The sequence below is a fragment of the Modestobacter sp. SYSU DS0511 genome (genome assembly GCF_054050755.1).
The window spans coordinates 56,510-72,661 of record NZ_JBJGZY010000020.1 but is presented as its reverse complement, the minus strand read 5'-3'; the positions used below and the strand labels follow the sequence as shown (position 1 = coordinate 72,661).

At 73.1% G+C, this 16,152-nt stretch carries 14 protein-coding genes; 4 read left to right on the top strand and 10 right to left on the bottom strand.

What is annotated here, in order from left to right; translation table 11 throughout:
* Positions 1–129: 129 nt before the first annotated feature.
* From rpmA to ACI783_RS11930, 5 genes are all read right to left on the bottom strand, one after another.
* Positions 130–396: a 50S ribosomal protein L27 gene (rpmA, locus tag ACI783_RS11950; protein WP_457076582.1), complete on the bottom strand. Its 267-nt coding sequence runs from the start codon at positions 394–396 to the stop codon at positions 130–132.
* 7 nt (positions 397–403) lie between these two features.
* Positions 404–715, bottom strand: a complete 312-nt coding sequence (rplU, locus tag ACI783_RS11945; RefSeq protein WP_457140630.1) for a 50S ribosomal protein L21 — start codon at positions 713–715, stop codon at positions 404–406.
* 200 nt (positions 716–915) lie between these two features.
* Complete coding sequence (locus ACI783_RS11940) at positions 916–4,200, bottom strand: Rne/Rng family ribonuclease (RefSeq protein ID WP_457140629.1); 3,285 nt, start codon at positions 4,198–4,200, stop codon at positions 916–918.
* A gap of 264 nt (positions 4,201–4,464) precedes the next feature.
* A complete protein-coding gene (locus ACI783_RS11935) occupies positions 4,465–5,232 on the bottom strand; it encodes a TIGR03936 family radical SAM-associated protein (protein ID WP_457079185.1) in 768 nt (255 codons plus the stop codon).
* Between the two features lie 13 nt (positions 5,233–5,245).
* Positions 5,246–7,171, bottom strand: coding sequence for a TIGR03960 family B12-binding radical SAM protein (locus ACI783_RS11930; protein ID WP_457140628.1), 1,926 nt, complete (start codon positions 7,169–7,171; stop codon positions 5,246–5,248).
* Between the two features lie 168 nt (positions 7,172–7,339).
* On the opposite strand from ACI783_RS11930, the gene ACI783_RS11925 reads away from it, so the two are divergent.
* Both ACI783_RS11925 and ACI783_RS11920 read left to right on the top strand, forming a co-directional pair.
* Entirely contained in the window at positions 7,340–7,606 is a 267-nt protein-coding gene (locus ACI783_RS11925; protein ID WP_457140627.1) for a helix-turn-helix transcriptional regulator, read from the top strand.
* Positions 7,603–8,118 (top strand): hypothetical protein, encoded by a 516-nt coding sequence (locus ACI783_RS11920; RefSeq protein WP_457140626.1) that lies wholly within the window; start codon positions 7,603–7,605, stop codon positions 8,116–8,118. The genes ACI783_RS11925 and ACI783_RS11920 overlap by 4 nt, the downstream gene beginning before the upstream one ends.
* A 70-nt stretch (positions 8,119–8,188) precedes the next feature.
* On the opposite strand, the gene ndk is transcribed toward ACI783_RS11920, so the two are convergent.
* The 4 genes from ndk to ACI783_RS11900 form a co-directional block, all read right to left on the bottom strand.
* The gene (gene ndk / locus ACI783_RS11915) at positions 8,189–8,611 is read right to left on the bottom strand and encodes a nucleoside-diphosphate kinase (protein ID WP_457140625.1); all 423 of its coding nucleotides are present in this window, start codon (positions 8,609–8,611) and stop codon (positions 8,189–8,191) included.
* A gap of 39 nt (positions 8,612–8,650) precedes the next feature.
* The gene (locus tag ACI783_RS11910; RefSeq protein WP_457140624.1) at positions 8,651–8,890 is read right to left on the bottom strand and encodes a hypothetical protein; all 240 of its coding nucleotides are present in this window, start codon (positions 8,888–8,890) and stop codon (positions 8,651–8,653) included.
* 158 nt (positions 8,891–9,048) lie between these two features.
* Positions 9,049–9,417, bottom strand: coding sequence for a DUF4233 domain-containing protein (locus tag ACI783_RS11905; protein ID WP_457140623.1), 369 nt, complete (start codon positions 9,415–9,417; stop codon positions 9,049–9,051).
* Positions 9,414–10,790 carry a bifunctional folylpolyglutamate synthase/dihydrofolate synthase gene (locus ACI783_RS11900; protein ID WP_457140622.1) on the bottom strand — a complete coding sequence of 459 codons (1,377 nt, stop codon included), beginning with the start codon at positions 10,788–10,790 and terminating at the stop codon, positions 9,414–9,416. The genes ACI783_RS11905 and ACI783_RS11900 overlap by 4 nt, the downstream gene beginning before the upstream one ends.
* Positions 10,791–10,809: 19 nt before the next feature.
* Between ACI783_RS11900 and valS the strand changes: the two genes are divergently transcribed.
* Positions 10,810–13,395 carry a valine--tRNA ligase gene (valS, locus tag ACI783_RS11895; RefSeq protein WP_457140621.1) on the top strand — a complete coding sequence of 862 codons (2,586 nt, stop codon included), beginning with the start codon at positions 10,810–10,812 and terminating at the stop codon, positions 13,393–13,395.
* A gap of 137 nt (positions 13,396–13,532) precedes the next feature.
* On the top strand, positions 13,533–14,447 hold the full coding sequence (locus tag ACI783_RS11890; protein WP_457140620.1) for a DUF559 domain-containing protein: 915 nt from the start codon (positions 13,533–13,535) through the stop codon (positions 14,445–14,447).
* A 107-nt stretch (positions 14,448–14,554) separates the two neighbouring features.
* On the opposite strand, the gene clpX is transcribed toward ACI783_RS11890, so the two are convergent.
* Positions 14,555–15,826, bottom strand: a complete 1,272-nt coding sequence (gene clpX, locus ACI783_RS11885) for an ATP-dependent Clp protease ATP-binding subunit ClpX (protein WP_457079162.1) — start codon at positions 15,824–15,826, stop codon at positions 14,555–14,557.
* Between the last annotated feature and the right edge of the window lie 326 nt (positions 15,827–16,152).

The following is a 16,152-nucleotide window of genomic DNA, read 5'->3' as shown; positions in this document are numbered from 1 at the left end:
ACTAATGAGAGATCGACCCCGCCACCCCCCCCCCGCCCCCCCCCCCCCCCCCCCCCCCCCCCCCCCCCCCCCCCCCCCCCCCCCCCCCCCCCCCCGGTGGTGCTCAGGTGGTTCGGGTGCTGCTGGTGCTCAGACCCCGGCGGTCTCGACCGCGGAGACCGAGACGACCCGGCGGCCACGACGGTGGCCGAAGGTCACCGCGCCCGGCTCCAGGGCGAACAGCGTGTCGTCCTTGCCGCGGCCGACGCCCAGACCCGGGTGGAAGTGGGTGCCGCGCTGGCGGACGATGATCTCGCCGGCCTTGACGACCTGACCACCGAACCGCTTCACGCCCAGGCGCTGGGCGTTCGAGTCGCGGCCGTTGCGGGAGGACGAGGCGCCCTTCTTGTGTGCCATGTCGTCGTCAGCCCTTCGTGATGTCGCGGACCACGACGCTGGTCAGGGGCTGACGGTGCCCCTGCCGCTTGTGGTACCCGGTCTTGTTCTTGAACTTGTGGATCTTGATCTTCGGGCCCTTGCCGTGCTCGACGATCTCGCCGGTCACGGTCACGCCCGCCAGCGCCTGCGCGTCGGTGGTGACGGTGTCGCCGTCGACCAGCAGCAGGGCCGGAAGGGTGATCGTGTCACCGGCCTCCCCGGCGAGGCGGTTGACGGTGAGGGTGTCACCGACACCCACCTTGTGCTGCGCTCCACCGGCCTTGACGACTGCGTACACCACTGACTCCTCGATCGGTTCCTACGTATCCAGCACTGTGTCCTGCGCGCACTCCGGCACGGTGGCCAGGTGCTGGACGGGCCGCCGACCTCTGCTGAGGTGATGCGCCAGGCACTCGACGTGCCTCCGCGCAGCGGCAACCCGGCCAGCGTACCCGAGCCCGGGCGTCCGGGTCGAACGTGGGCTTCGGGCCGACCCGCCTACGAGGCGGGCGGCCCGGCCGGGCGGGACGCCGCCCGGCGACGACGCGGGCGGGCCGGCGCCGGGTCGGGAGCGGACTCCGCGGCTGGCGCATCGGGCTCGGCCACCGGCTGCGGGGCGACGACGACCGGCGGCACCGGCGCGTCGGGCGCCACGGCGGGCACCGATTCCACGGGCACCGGCGCCTCGTCCGGCTCGGTGGCCGGCACCTCGTCCGGTCCGACGACCGGGGCCTGGGGCGGCTCGCTGATGCGGCCGGCCAGCACCGTGTCCGGCGTGGCCGCCTCGGTCGCGGCCGGAGCCCCGCTGTGCGCCTCGTTCTGCACCTCGGTCGAGACCTCGGTCGGGACCTCGGTCGGCTCCGGCGCCACCGCAGTCGCCGCGCCGTCGGGGAGGGACTCCTCCGGCGTACCCGGGGTGCCCCCCTGGTCGGTCCGGCCGGCGGGGTCACCGTCCGCGCCACTGGCGGCGAGCACCGCGGCGTCCTCGGCGGCCCGGGCCTCCCCGGACTGCCCGCGCCCACGCCGTCCCCGGCTGCGCCGGCTGCTCCGGCCCTCGGTGCCGGGCTCACCGCCCTGCTCCTCGGCGCCTGCGGCCCCGCCGGACGTCTCGCCCGACGTCGCCGGGTCGGCGGCGACATCGGCGTCCGCACCGGACGACGCCCTGGCCGGCTCCGTGCCGGTGTCCTTGCCGATGTCCTTGGCGGTGTCCTTGGCGGCGTCCTTGCCGGTGTCCTTGCCCGAGTTCTTGCCGGCGTTGTCGGCCCGGTTCTGGTCGCGGTTGCGGCCGCCACCGCTCCCCTGGCCGCTGCCACCACCGTTGCCGTTGCCGCCGCCGTTGCCGCCGCGGCGCTTCTCGTCGACCGGATCGGTGTGCACCAGCACGCCCCGGCCCCGGCAGTGCTCGCACGGCTCCGAGAAGACCTCCAGCAGGCCCTGACCGACCCGCTTGCGGGTCATCTGCACCAGGCCGAGGGAGGTGACCTCGGCGACCTGGTGCTTGGTGCGGTCGCGCCCCAGGCACTCGGTGAGCCGCCGCAGGACCAGGTCGCGGTTGCTCTCCAGGACCATGTCGATGAAGTCGATCACGATGATCCCGCCGATGTCGCGCAGCCGGAGCTGGCGGACGATCTCCTCGGCGGCCTCGATGTTGTTCCGGGTGACCGTCTGCTCCAGGTTGCCCCCGGAGCCGGTGAACTTGCCGGTGTTGACGTCGACCACGGTCATCGCCTCAGTGCGGTCGATGACCAACGACCCGCCCGAGGGCAGCCACACCTTGCGGTCCAGCGCCTTGGCCAGCTGCTCGTCGATGCGCAGGTCGCGGAAGACGTCGCCGGTGCCGGTGTAGCGCTGCAGCCGCTCGGAGAGCTCCGGGGAGACGTGCGCGACGTAGGCCTCGACGGTGTCCCAGGCGTCGTCGCCCTGCACGACCAGCCGCTTGAAGTCCTCGTTGAAGACGTCGCGGATCACCCGGATCGCCAGGTCCGGCTCGCCGTAGAGCAACGTCGGGGCGCTGCTGGTCGAGGCCGCCTTGGTCTGGATGACCTCCCACTGCGCCTGCAGCCGGGCCACGTCGCGGGTGAGCTCCTCCTCCGAGGCACCCTCCGCAGCGGTCCGGATGATCACACCGGCGTCCTCGGGGACGATCTTCTTCAGGATGTCCTTGAGCCGGGTGCGCTCCTTGTCCGGCAGCTTCCGGCTGATGCCGGTCATCGAGCCGCCGGGCACGTAGACCAGGAACCGGCCCGGCAGGTTGACCTGCTGGGTGAGCCGGGCGCCCTTGTGGCCGATCGGGTCCTTGGTGACCTGCACCAGGACCTTGTCGCCGGACTTCAGCGCGGTCTCGATGGAACGGGACTTGCCGGTCAGGCCGGCGGCGTCCCAGTTGACCTCACCGGCGTAGAGGACGGCGTTGCGCCCCTTGCCGATGTCGACGAACGCCGCCTCCATGCTGGGCAGCACGTTCTGCACCCGGCCGAGGTAGACGTTGCCGGCGAACGACGTCGCCTGCGCCTGGGTGACGTAGTGCTCGACCAGGACGTCGTCCTCGAGGACGGCGATCTGGGTCCGCTCGCCCTGCTGCCGGATGACCATGGCCCGGTCGACGGCCTCGCGGCGGGCGAGGAACTCGGACTCGGAGAGGATCGGCGCCCGGCGGCGGCCGCCGTCCCGGCCCTCCCGGCGGCGCTGGCGCTTGGCCTCCAGCCGGGTCGAGCCGGCGACGCCCTTGACGTCGTCCTCGCTGCTGACCCGGCCGTTGCGGCCGGCCCGCTCGGGGCGGTCGTCGGCGTCCTCGGTCGCGTCGTCGCCGGCCTCGCCGCTGCTGCCCCGGCGACGACGGCGCCGCCGGCGACGGGTGCTCGACCCGCTGCTGCCCTCGGCGTCGTCGGTGTCCTCGGCGTCGTCCGCGCCGCCGGACTCCTCCGTGTCGTCGGTGTCCTCGCCGCGGGTCGCCCCGGCGGTCTGCCCGGGTGCGTCCTCGTCGGTGTCGGCCGAGTCGTCCCCGGACCGGCCCCGGCCGCGACCACGACGGCCCCGGCGGCGCCGGCGGCTGCCGGCCGAGCCCCCGTCGTCGCCGTCGCGGTCGTCGGTGTCCCGGTCGTCGGTGTCCCGGTCGTCGGTGTCCCGGTCGTCGGTCTCGCGGTCGCCGGTGTCCTGCCCGTCGTCGGACCGGTCGGCCTGCTGCTCAGCGGCAGCGAGGGCGGCGACGTCCTCCACGTCGGGGGTGCCGTCCTCGGTGTCCGCGGGACGGCGCCGCCGGGAGCGGCGCGACGGCGCGGCGGGCTGCTCGTCGCGGTCGGCCCGGGGGGCGGCCTCCGGGTCGGCCGGGGACTCGGCTTCGGTCCGGCGGCTGCGCCGGCGCGGGGAGACGGCCTCCGGCTCGGGCGGGGCCATGAAGCTGACGAAGGCCGGAGCCACCGGCGGGGCCGGCGGCGGCGGGGGGACCGAATCGGGGTCGGCGGCCAGCGCCGGGCGGGTGGCCCGGCGGCGCGGACGCGCGGTGACGGCGGTCGGCTCCGGGGAGCTGAACTGGGCGCCGAAGCGCGGCGCCTCGGCCTCCGGCTCCTCCGCCGGCTGGGGCGCAACCGGCTCCGGGGACGCCTCGGCGGCCGCGTCCTGGACCGTCTCGTCCTCGGCCGGCTCGTCGTCCGGCTCCTCCACCGGGGTCTCCGGCTCGGTCGCCGTGCCGGCCTCCGGTGCCGGGCCGGAGCCCGGCGGCGCGGTGACCGGGGAGGTCTCCGGCGCCTCGGTGGTGCTGTCGTTGTCGTCGATGCGGTCGGCCACGAAGGGCTCGCCTCCTGGTGCGTCCCCGGGCGCCGATCGTCTCCGACTGGCGGCCGCGCAGGAACGCGGGTTGGGCGGGTCGGGCGGCCACACCGAGGTGCGGCGGGGTCGGCCGGCCCGCGAAGTCTGTTTCGTGCCCCGGCCGGTGCGGCTGGGGCCCGGTGGTGCAGCAGGATCGCGGGTGGTGCGGTGGTGCAGAGCTCTTGGGTCGCGCCACGGCTGGCAGACGTGTCGCAGACGGCGTCCGGCACCCGGCCCCGCCGGTCAGACCGGCGCCCGTTCCTCCTGGCAGCAGGAACGCGTCGCACGATCTGGGTCGAGCGGGTCGGCGACGTCACCACTCTCGTCGAGCCGGCCCTGCGCCTCACGCACGGCCCGTGGGGGCGACGGCGGGTGCAGGTCGGCGACGACAGCCAGGGCAGCCATCACGTCGTCCGGTCGCACGGTCGGCGTGAGCTGCCGTACGACCACCTGCAGTATGGCACAACCTGTGTCCCCGGCCACCGACGCGCGGACGACGGCGGCCCGGACGTCGACGTCCTTGGTGCCGGTCTTGGCCCGCTTGGTGACCGTCACCGTCTCCCTCGCGAGCAGCTCGGCGAGGGCTGCGGAGAGCTCCTCCGGGGCGACGCCGGGCAGGTCGATCCGCCAGCGGGTGGCGTCGAGCCGGTCGGCGAGCGAGCCGGTCCCCTCCCCCGCCTCGACGCACTCCAGCACGTCGATGCCCGGCGGCAGCGAGGCGTCGAGGGCGGCCCGCACCTGCTCCGGGTCGCGACGCTGGGAGAGACCGATCTCCACGTACTCGGCCTCCGAGGCCGCACCGGTGGGCGCCGCGCCCATGTAGCTGATCTTCGGGTGCGGGCTGAACCCCGCCGAGAACGCCATCGGCACCTGGGCACGCCGCAGTGCGCGCTCCAGCGCCCGGGCGAGGTCGCGGTGCGAGGCGAACCGCAGCGGTCCGCGCTTGGTGTAGCGCAGCCGCAGCTTCTGCACGGTCGGCGGCGGGGGCGGCCCGTCGGGCTGGCGGGCCATCAGCGCACCCTCATCAGCGGACGACCGTGAGCGGGAGCAGGCTGCGCCCGGTCGGGCCGATCTGGATCTCGGTGCCCATCGTCGGGCAGACACCGCAGTCGTAGCAGCCGGTCCAGCGGCAGTCGCCGACCTCCTCCTCGGAGAGCGCCTCCTGCCAGTCCTCCCAGAGCCACTCCTTGTCCAGCCCGGAGTCCAGGTGGTCCCAGGGCAGCACCTCGTGCTCGGTGCGCTCCCGGGTGGTGTACCAGTCGAGGTCGACGCCGAAGGGGGCCAGCTCCTCCGCCGCGGCCGTCGTCCACCGCTGGTAGGAGAAGTGCTCGCTCCAGCCGTCGAAGTGGCCGCCGTCGCGCCACACCCGCTCGATGACCCGGCCCACCCGGCGGTCGCCGCGGGAGAGCAGCCCCTCGATCACTCCGGGCTTGCCGTCGTGGTAGCGCAGGCCGATGGAGCGGCCGATGCGCCGGTCGGCGTTGATCGCCTCGCGGAGCACCTTGAGCCGGTGGTCGATCGTCTCCGCGCTCGCCTGCCCGGCCCACTGGAACGGGGTGTGGGGCTTGGGCACGAAGCCACCGATGGAGACGGTGCAGCGGATGTCCTTGCTCCCGCTGGCCTCCCGGCCGGCGCGGATCACCTCGACCGCCAGCTCGGCGATCTCCAGCACGTCCTCGTCGGTCTCGGTGGGCAGACCGCACATGAAGTACAGCTTCACCTGCCGCCAGCCGTTGGCGTAGGCGGTGGTGACCGTGCGGACCAGGTCCTCCTTGGACACGGTCTTGTTGATCACCCGGCGGATCCGCTCGCTGCCACCCTCGGGGGCGAAGGTCAGCCCGGAGCGACGGCCGTTGCGGGACAGCTCGTTGGCCAGGGTCACGTTGAACGCGTCGACCCGGGTGGAGGGCAGGCTCAGGCCGGTGTTGGTGCCCTCGTACCGATCGGCGAGCTCGGTGGCCAGCTGGCCGATCTCGGAGTGGTCGGCGGAGCTCAGCGAGAGCAGGCCAACCTCCTCGTAGCCGGTGGCCTTGAGGCCGGCGTCGACCATCGAGCCGATGCCGGTGATCGTCCGCTCGCGCACCGGGCGGGTGATCATCCCGGCCTGGCAGAACCGGCAGCCGCGGGTGCAGCCGCGGAAGATCTCCACGCTCATCCGCTCGTGCACGCTCTCGGCGAGCGGCACCAGCGGCTGCTTCGGGTAGGGCCACTCGTCGAGGTCCATGACGGTGCGCTTGCCCACCCGCGCCGGGACGTCGTCGCGGGTGCGCAGCACCTCGGCGATCGCACCGTCGGCGGCGTAGGTGACCGCGTAGAAGCGGGGCACGTAGACGCCGTCGACCCGGGCCAGCCGGGCCAGCAGCTCGACCCGGCCGCCGGGGCGCCCCTGGGCCTTCCACGCGGCGACGACGTCGGTGATGTCGCCGACGACCTGCTCGCCGTCGCCGAGCACCGCGCAGTCGACGAAGTCGCTGACCGGCTCGGGGTTGAACGCGGCGTGGCCGCCGGCGACGACGACCGGGTGGGTCTCGTCGCGGTCGACGGCGTGCAGGGGCACGCCGGCGAGGTCGAGGGCCTCGAGCAGGTTGGTGTAGCCCAGCTCGGTGGCGAAGCTGACGCCCAGCAGGTCGAAGTCGCGCACCGCCCGGTGGCTGTCCACGGTGAACTGACCGACGCCGTGCTCGCGCATCAGCGCGGCCAGGTCGGGCCAGACGGCGTAGGTGCGCTCGGCCAGGGCGTCGGGGCGCTCGTTGAGCACCTCGTAGAGGATCATGAGGCCCTGGTTGGGCAGGCCCACCTCATAGGCGTCGGGGTACATCAGCGCCCAGTGGACGGCGACCTCGTCCCAGGGCTTCACCTGGGCGTTGAGCTCACCGCCGACGTACTGGATCGGCTTCTGGACCTGGGCCAGCAACGGCTCGAGGCGGGGGTACAGGGACTCACCAGTCATGACCTGCCCAGGGTAGACGCCACCGCGCACCAGCTCCCCCCTCCGCCGGGTGGGCGGCCGCCCGACCCCGCGCGGCGGGATCTGCGTGTCGGCACCCGGACGTCGTCAGTCGCTATGAAGGCCACGATTCATTGCTCGACAAGTGGTATTAATGCTACGGTTCGTGTCATGGGACGACAGCCGCGGAGCGAAGCGGACAAGGTGTACGACCGCATCGGCGTGCTGCGCGCCGATCGGGGCGTGAGCCGGAAGCAGCTGGCGGAGGCCGTCGGCGTGCACGCGCAGACCATCGGCTACGTGGAGCGCGGCGAGTACAGCCCGTCACTGGCCCTGGCGCTGCGCATCGCCCGCTACTTCGACCTGCCGGTCGAGGCGGTCTTCTCCCTCGAGCCCCTGCCCTCGCTCAGCCAGGAACTCCTCAGGAGGACGTCATGACGCACTCGCCGACCCCGACCTACCTCGCCCGCACGTTCGAGGACGAGCGCTACTCCTGGGCCCGGCGCCCGCACGTCCGCCGGCGGGCGGTCGTCGCCGAGGCGACGCTGCTCGCAGCGCTGATCGCCGCGACCCTCGTGGCCGCGGTGACCGGCGAGGGGTGGTCGACGTGGTTCTTCGCCGCCTGGACGATCGGCCTGTTCTCGTTCATCCCGCTGCACTCGGTGCTGAACCTGGGCATCCGCGGCGTCCTCGACCGGGACAAGCGGTCACTCGACGAGCACCAGCGACGGCTCGGCGAGCAGTCGCACAGCGCAGTGGCCTGGCCGAGCGCGGCGCTGACCTTCGCTGCGTGGGCCGGCGCGACCACCGTCGTCGGCCTCGCCGGAGACGTCGCCCTGGCGCTCTGCCTCGGCTTCCTGCTGTGGTTCACCAGCGGCCTGCTGACCTACTGGCACCTGGCGTGGACCTCCCCGGAAGAGTCCGCCGAGGACGCCGACCTGACGGACTGACCCGTCGCCCCTGGTCGGCTCGGCGGCGGGAGCACCACCAGGCGCCCCCGCCACAGAGCCGGCAGAGGGATCAGCCGAGCTCGGGGAAGAACAGCGCGATCTCGCGCGCGGCCGACTCGGGCGAGTCCGAGCCGTGCACGATGTTCGCCTGCACCTCGAGGGCGAAGTCGCCGCGGATGGTGCCCGGGCCGGCCTTGACCGGGTCGGTGGCGCCGGCCAGCGCGCGGAATGCCTCGATGGCCCGCGGGCCCTCGACGACCAGGGCCATCAGGGGGGCGCTGGTGATGAACTCCACCAGCGAGCCGAAGAACGGCCGCTCGCGGTGCTCGGCGTAGTGGGTCTCGGCGACCTCGGCGGTCAGCGTGCGCAGCTCGGCGGCGACCAGGCGCAGGCCCTTGGCCTCCAGCCGGGCGATCACCTGGCCGACCAGGCCGCGGGCCACGCCGTCGGGCTTGACCAGGACGAGGGTGCGCTCAGCGGTGGGTGCAGACACGGGCCGGAGCGTACGGGACGCGCTGGGTCGACCAGTCGCTCAGCCGGCGAGGTCCATCCGGGCCATGTGCCGCCACAGCTCCTGGTCCTTCTCGCTGAGCCCGTTCCAGCAGTCGTAGCTGTTGCGGGCGTGCAGCTGCTGGGCCCGGCGCTCGACGGCGTCCTCGGGCAACCTGAACCGGACGCGTGCGGCGTAGTCGACGATCGTCGTGCTGATCGGCCCGGCCGGGCCGATCACCGGCTCATCCGTGGTGCTGCGCCGGGCCTTCCGGCCGGGCACGGCGTGGCTGCCCCCGCAGCAACTCCTGTGGTCCTCCATGGTCTTCCCCCGTTTCCAGCGGTGTTCTGCAGAGCGTCATCGCCTCTGCACCGTTGGTCACGACGAGCTTCGCGCACTTCTCCCGTCGAGCGCGCGGGCACTCGCCCGATCGGGTGAGCTCAGCCGGCCGGTGGCGGGCCGAACGCGGTGCCCAGCAGCTCCTTGCGGATCTGCAGCAGGTACAGCCAGATGAGCAGGAAGACCCCGCCGACGAACCACATCGCCGCCCCGAGCAGGCCGGTCAGCACCAGCGGCACCTGCAGCACGGTGCCGATCAGCAGCCCCTGCGGCCGGCGCTGCAGCCCGCTGGCCAGCACCAGCACCAGCGCGAGGGCCAGCACCGACCACAGGCCGACGCCGGAGAGCCCGCCCTCGGTGGGCGCGAACGCCCGCGGCACGAAGAGCACCGCGATCCCTTCCAGGAACAGGATCGCCGCGGCCGCACCGCCCAGCGCCTTCCCCGCGCGGACCGGGTCGGGAGCGGTCATGCCCGCCGACCGGCGAGCAGCGTGCGGGCCTCACCGGCGGTGATTACGCTGCCGGTGACCAGCACGCCCGAGCCGCCCAGCGCGTCGTCCGGCCCGGCCTCGGCCAGCTCGATCGCCGACTCCAGGGCGTCGAGGAACTGGGGGTGCACGCTCACCCGGCCGGCGCCGAACACGTCGACGGCCAGCGCTCCCAGCTCGTCGGCGGGCATCGCCCGCTCGGAGCTGTTCTGGGTGACCACCAGCTCGGCGCACAGCGGCTCCAGCGCGGCGAGGATCCCGCTCACGTCCTTGCCGCGCACGCAGCTGACCACGCCGACCAGGCGGGTGAAGTCGAACGATTCCCGGACCGCGTCGACGGTCGCCTGCATGCCGGCCGGGTTGTGCGCGGCATCGATGAGCACGGCCGGCGAGGTGCGCACCCGCTCCAGCCGGCCCGGCGACCGCACGCCGGCGAAGGCCTCCCGGACGACGTCCTGGGCAATGGGGCCGCTGGCCGCACCGGCGCCCAGGAACGCCTCCACGGCGGCCAGGGCCACGGCGGCGTTTTGCGCCTGGTGCGCCCCGAACAGCGGGAGGAAGACCTCGTCGTACTCGCCGCCGAGGCCCTGCAGGCGCACCTGCTGCCCACCGACGGCCACCCGCCGCTCCAGCACCCCGAACTCGGTGCCCTCGCGGGCGACGGTGGCATCGACCTCGATCGCCCGGCGGACCAGCGCCTCCAGGGCGCCGGCCGGCTGGTGGGCCAGCACCGCGACCGACTCGGGCTTGATGATCCCGGACTTCTCGGTGGCGATCGTGGCGACGTCGGGGCCCAGGTACTCGGCGTGGTCCAGGGAGACCGGGGTGACCACGGCGACCCGCGCGTCGACGACGTTCGTGGCATCCCACGTGCCGCCCATGCCGACCTCGACGACGGCGACGTCGACCGGGGTCTCGGCGAAGGCGGCGTAGGCCAGCGCCACCGTGACCTCGAAGAACGACATCGGCACGTCCCCGCCGGCGTCGACCATCTGCACGTAGGGCGCGATGTCGTCGTAGACCTCGACGAAGCGCTCGGCGCTGATCGGCTCCCCGTCGATGACGATCCGCTCGCGCACCGTCTCCAGGTGGGGGCTGGTGAACCGGCCCACCCGCAGGCCGAAGCCGCGCAGCAGCTCGTCGACCATCCGCGCCGTCGTCGTCTTGCCGTTGGTGCCGGTGACCTGGACGACCGGGAACGCGCGGTGCGGCGAACCGAGCAGGTCGACCAGCGCGGTGATGCGGGTCAGCGACGGCTCGAGCCGGTTCTCCGGCCAGCGCGCCAGGAGCGCCTGCTCGACCCGGGCCAGCTCAGGGTCCGCGGCCGCCTGCCCTGGGGGAATGGAGGTGCTCATCGCTCTTAGGATGCCAGTCATGGTCGCTGACACCCGAGCCCCCGAGAGCACGGCGCCGGGAGCCGGTGGCGCCGTACCCGACAAGCCCTCCCTGGAGGGGCTGGAGTCCACGTGGGTCGCCCGCTGGGCCGAGCAGGGCACCTACGCCTTCGACCGGGCCGCGGCGCTGTCGGCCCCCCGCGCCCAGACCCACGCCATCGACACCCCGCCGCCGACCGCCAGCGGCTCCCTGCACGTCGGGCACGTGTTCAGCTACACGCACACCGACATCGTCGCCCGCTACCAGCGGATGCGCGGCAAGCACGTCTTCTACCCGATGGGCTGGGACGACAACGGCCTGCCCACCGAGCGGCGCGTGCAGAACTACTACGGCGTCCGCTGCGACCCCTCGCTCCCCTACGACCCGACCTTCGAGCCCCCGGCCAAGCCCGGCAAGGACCAGCAGCCGATCTCCCGGCGCAACTTCGTCGAGCTCTGCGAGCAGCTGACCGCGGTCGACGAAGCCGAGTTCGAGAAGCTCTGGCGCCGGGTGGGCCTGTCGGTCGACTGGTCGAACGTCTACCGGACGATCTCCGAGTCCTCCCGGGCCACCGCGCAGAAGATGTTCCTGCACAACCTCGCCCGCGGTGAGGCCTACGCGCAGGAGGCGCCGACCCTCTGGGACGTCACCTTCCGCACCGCGGTCGCGCAGGCCGAGCTGGAGGACCGGGAGCGCCCCGGCGCCTACCACCGCATCGGGTTCCACGGTGCGGACGGCCCGGTGTTCATCGAGACCACCCGCCCTGAGCTGCTGCCGGCCTGCGTCGCGCTGGTCGCCCACCCCGACGACGAGCGCTACCAGCCGCTGTTCGGGAAGACGGTCACCACGCCGCTGTTCGGCGTCGAGGTGCCGGTCGTGGCGCACCGGCTGGCCGAGCCGGACAAGGGCTCGGGCATCGCCATGATCTGCACCTTCGGCGACCTCAACGACGTCACCTGGTGGCGGGAGCTGCAGCTGCCCACCCGCGCCGTCATCGGCTGGGACGGCCGGTTCGTCGCCGACCCCCCGGCCGACGTGCCCGCCGACGTCTACGCGGAGCTCGCCGGCAAGACCTCCTTCAGCGCGCAGCAGCGGATCGTCGAGCTGCTGCGGGAGTCCGGCGACCTGGTGGGTGACCCGAAGCCGATCACCCACCCGGTGAAGTTCTTCGAGAAGGGCGAGCGCCCGCTGGAGATCGTCACCACGCGGCAGTGGTACATCCGCAACGGCGGCCGGGACGCCGACCTGCGGGAGGCGCTCATCGCCCGGGGCCGGGAGATCCAGTGGGTGCCCGAGCACATGCGGCACCGCTACGAGAACTGGGTCGACGGGCTCAACGGCGACTGGCTGATCAGCCGGCAGCGGTTCTTCGGCGTCCCGTTCCCGGTCTGGTACCGCCTGGACGACGAGGGCGAGCCCGTGTACGACGACCCGATCCTGGCGCCGGAGTCGGCACTGCCGGTCGACCCCTCCTCCGACGTCCCGGCGGGCTACACCGAGGACCAGCGCGGCGTGCCGGGCGGCTTCATGGCCGACCCCGACGTGATGGACACCTGGGCCACCTCGTCGCTGTCGCCGCAGGTCGCCTCGGGCTGGGAGACCGACCCGGAGCTGTTCGCGCACGTCTTCCCGATGGACCAGCGGCCGCAGGCACACGACATCATCCGCACCTGGCTGTTCTCCACCGTCGTCCGCTCGCACTACGAGCACGGCACGGTGCCCTGGACGCACGCCACGATCTCCGGCTTCGTCGTCGACCCCGACCGCAAGAAGATGTCGAAGTCGAAGGGGAACGCCACCACCCCCATCGACGTGCTGGAGCGCTACGGCACCGACGCCGTGCGCTGGCGCGCCGCCGGCGCCCGGCCGGGGGCGGACTCGCCCTTCGACGAGGCGCAGATGAAGGTCGGCCGCCGGCTGGCCATGAAGATCCTCAACGTCGGCAAGTTCGTGCTGGGGCTGGGTGCCACGACGGCGCTGACCGCCGACCAGGTGACCGAGCCGATCGACCGCGGGCTGCTGGCCGCGCTGGCGGTGGTCGTCGAGGAGGCCACCGCGGCGATGGAGGCCTACAACTACAGCCGGGCGCTGGAGGTCACCGAGGCGTTCTTCTGGTCCTTCTGCGACGACTACGTGGAGCTGGTGAAGTCCCGCGCCTACGGCACCGGGGACGCCGCGGTGTCCGCGCAGGCGACGCTGGCGGTCGCGCTGTCGGTGCAGCTGCGGCTGTTCGCACCGGTGCTCCCCTTCGTCACCGAGGAGGTCTGGTCCTGGTGGCAGACCGGCTCGGTGCACCGCGCGCTGTGGCCGGCCGCCCCGGAGCTGCCCACCGGCGGGGACCCGGCCGTGGTGACGGCGGCGGCGGAGGTCCTGTCGGCCGTCCGCAAGGCGAAGTCCGACGCGAAGGCCTCCATGCGCGCCGACGTCGCGACGACCACGGTCACCGCACCGGCGGCCCGGGTCCCCGCGATCGAGGCGGCCCGCGCGGACCTGGCGGACGCCGGCCGGATCGCGGAGCTGTCGATCGTCGCCGGCGAAGGCCCGCTGCGCGTCGACGTCGTCCTCGCCGAGGCACCGGAGGCCTGACCCGCCGGGGAGCGTCTTGCTCCCATCCGGCCACTTCGAGCACCATCCTGGCCGGGTGGGGAGCAATGCTCCGGGCGCTGTCCACAGGTGCGGGCTGAACGGGCGAAGACGGTCCCCCGAAGCCGCATCGTGTCCGGGTGCATGCCCTCCCCGAGCTCCTCGGCCCCACGCGAACGTCGTCCACCGCCGACCTCGCCGAGCGCGCCAGTCCGCGCAGCGTGGGCCGGTGGCTCGCCGGCGGCCGGCTGGTGCGCCTGCACCCCGGCTGGGTCACCGCCCCGGGATGGGCCGATGACTGGACAGTGCGCGCGCACGCCGTCGTCGGCTACACCGGCGGGGTGCTCAGCCACCGCAGCGCCCTCGCCGTCCACGGGGCGCTGGATCACCGGCCGCTGCGACTGGACGTCACGGTCGGCACCGACCGTCGCATCCGCTCCACCTCGAGGCTGGCTGTCCACCGCTGCCCCCTCCCCCGCTCGCTCATCGTCTCGGGGCTCCCGGCGACGACGTTGGCGCGAGCCCTCGTGGACAGCTGGGCGGGCGCGCACCGCCGGTCCGCTGGGCCTGCCCTGGTTGCGGAGGCGCGCGCGGCGCTGCTCCGATCGGCGCGTGAGCGAGCGGTCAGCACCGCCGCGCTGGGGCTGGAACTGGACCGGCGACCGGAGTTGCCCGGCCGGGCCGGTCTGGTGCAGCTGATCGGTCTGCTCGAGCGCGGCTGCCAGAGCGAGCTGGAGGTCTTCGGCGTGCTGCACGTGCTCTCGGTCCCAGGGCTGCCCGGATGTGTGCAGCAGCACCGGGTGCGACTGCCCGACGGGCGGCGGGTGTTCCTGGATGCTGCCTGGCCGGGCGTGCAGCTGGCCGTCGAGCTGGACGGCGCCGCCTTCCACGGCGGCCGGGAGCAGCGCGAGCGCGACCTCGCTCGGGACGCCGCACTCGCCGCCTGCGGCTGGCTCGTCCTGCGTTTCAGCTACGCCCGGCTCACCAGGGAGCCGGCTGGGTGCCAGGCCGAGATCGCGGCGGTCTACCGGCAGCGGCTGAGCCTCGCTCGCTGACCGGCCACTCGCGGCCTCCTGATGGCCGGATGAGGAGCGCGGCCCCGGGCAACGGGCGACGGCCCGCTCCCCTGCTGGGGAACGGGCCGTCGGCGGAGCTGGTGGTGTCAGGCGCTCTTCTCGCGGGGGGCGCGGCTGGGCTTGCGGGGCACGATCGTCGGGTTCACGTGCTCCAGCACGACGTCCTTGGTGATGACGACGGTGGCGACGTCCTCCCGGCTGGGGATGTCGTACATGACCGACTGGAGGACCTCCTCCATGATCGCCCGGAGCCCACGCGCCCCGGTGCCCCGCAGGATCGCCTGGTCGGCGATCGCCTCCAGCGCGTCGTCGGTGAACTCCAGCTCCACGCCGTCGAGCTCGAACAGCCGACGGTACTGGCGCACCAGGGCGTTCTTCGGCTCGGTGAGGATGTTGATCAGGGCCTCACGGTCCAGCTTCTGCACGCTGGTGATCACCGGGAGGCGGCCGATGAACTCGGGGATCATCCCGAACTTCATCAGGTCCTCCGGCATGACCTGCGCGAAGGCGTTGGCCTCCTCGATCTCGGCCTTGCCGCGGACCTCGGCGCCGAAACCGATCCCCTGCTTGCCGGTGCGGGCCTCGATGACCTGGTCCAGTCCGGCGAAGGCGCCACCCACGATGAACAGCACGTTGGTGGTGTCGATCTGGATGAACTCCTGGTGCGGGTGCTTGCGCCCACCCTGCGGCGGCACCGACGCCGTCGTCCCCTCGAGGATCTTCAGCAGCGCCTGCTGCACACCCTCACCGGAGACGTCGCGGGTGATCGACGGGTTCTCGCTCTTGCGGGCGATCTTGTCGACCTCGTCGATGTAGATGATCCCCGTCTCGGCGCGCTTGACGTCGTAGTCGGCGGCCTGGATCAGCTTCAGCAGGATGTTCTCGACGTCCTCACCCACGTAACCGGCCTCGGTGAGCGCGGTGGCGTCGGCGATCGCGAAGGGGACGTTGAGCATCCGGGCCAGCGTCTGCGCCAGGTGGGTCTTGCCACACCCGGTGGGGCCCATCAGCAGGATGTTGGACTTGGCCAGCTCGACGGAGTCGTCACGGCTGCCCGCGCCGCCGGCCTGCACCCGCTTGTAGTGGTTGTAGACCGCCACGGCCAGCGTGCGCTTGGCCTTGTCCTGGCCGATCACGTACTGCTCGAGGAAGTCGTGGATCTCCTTGGGCTTCGGCAGCTCGTCGAACTTGAGGTCCGACGACTCCGAGAGCTCCTCCTCGATGATCTCGTTGCAGAGGTCGATGCACTCGTCGCAGATGTAGACCCCGGGGCCAGCGATGAGCTTCTTGACCTGCTTCTGGCTCTTCCCGCAGAACGAGCACTTCAGCAGGTCGCCACTCTCACCGATACGTGCCACCTGGCTGACCTCCACCTCGAGTGGGACGGCACGGTGGCCGACCCGGTACGCGTTGTCTTGCCCTGTCGACGCCCCATGTGGTAGGCGCCTGCGGATGTCCCTGCGGTGCGGACCGAACGGTGCGGACCGGGGATCGGGCGTTCATCGAACCTACCCGGCCGGTGTGACGTTCCGGGGCAGGAACGCACCCGGGTCGTCCGCTTCGCCACACCCGCCCCGGCTCCCCCGCGACGCCGCCGGCGGTCGGGCCGGTGACCTCACGGGATGGGTGAACGGTACGGGCCGGAGACGCGACACGCGCGGCCCCGGCCCGTACCCATCGGGAT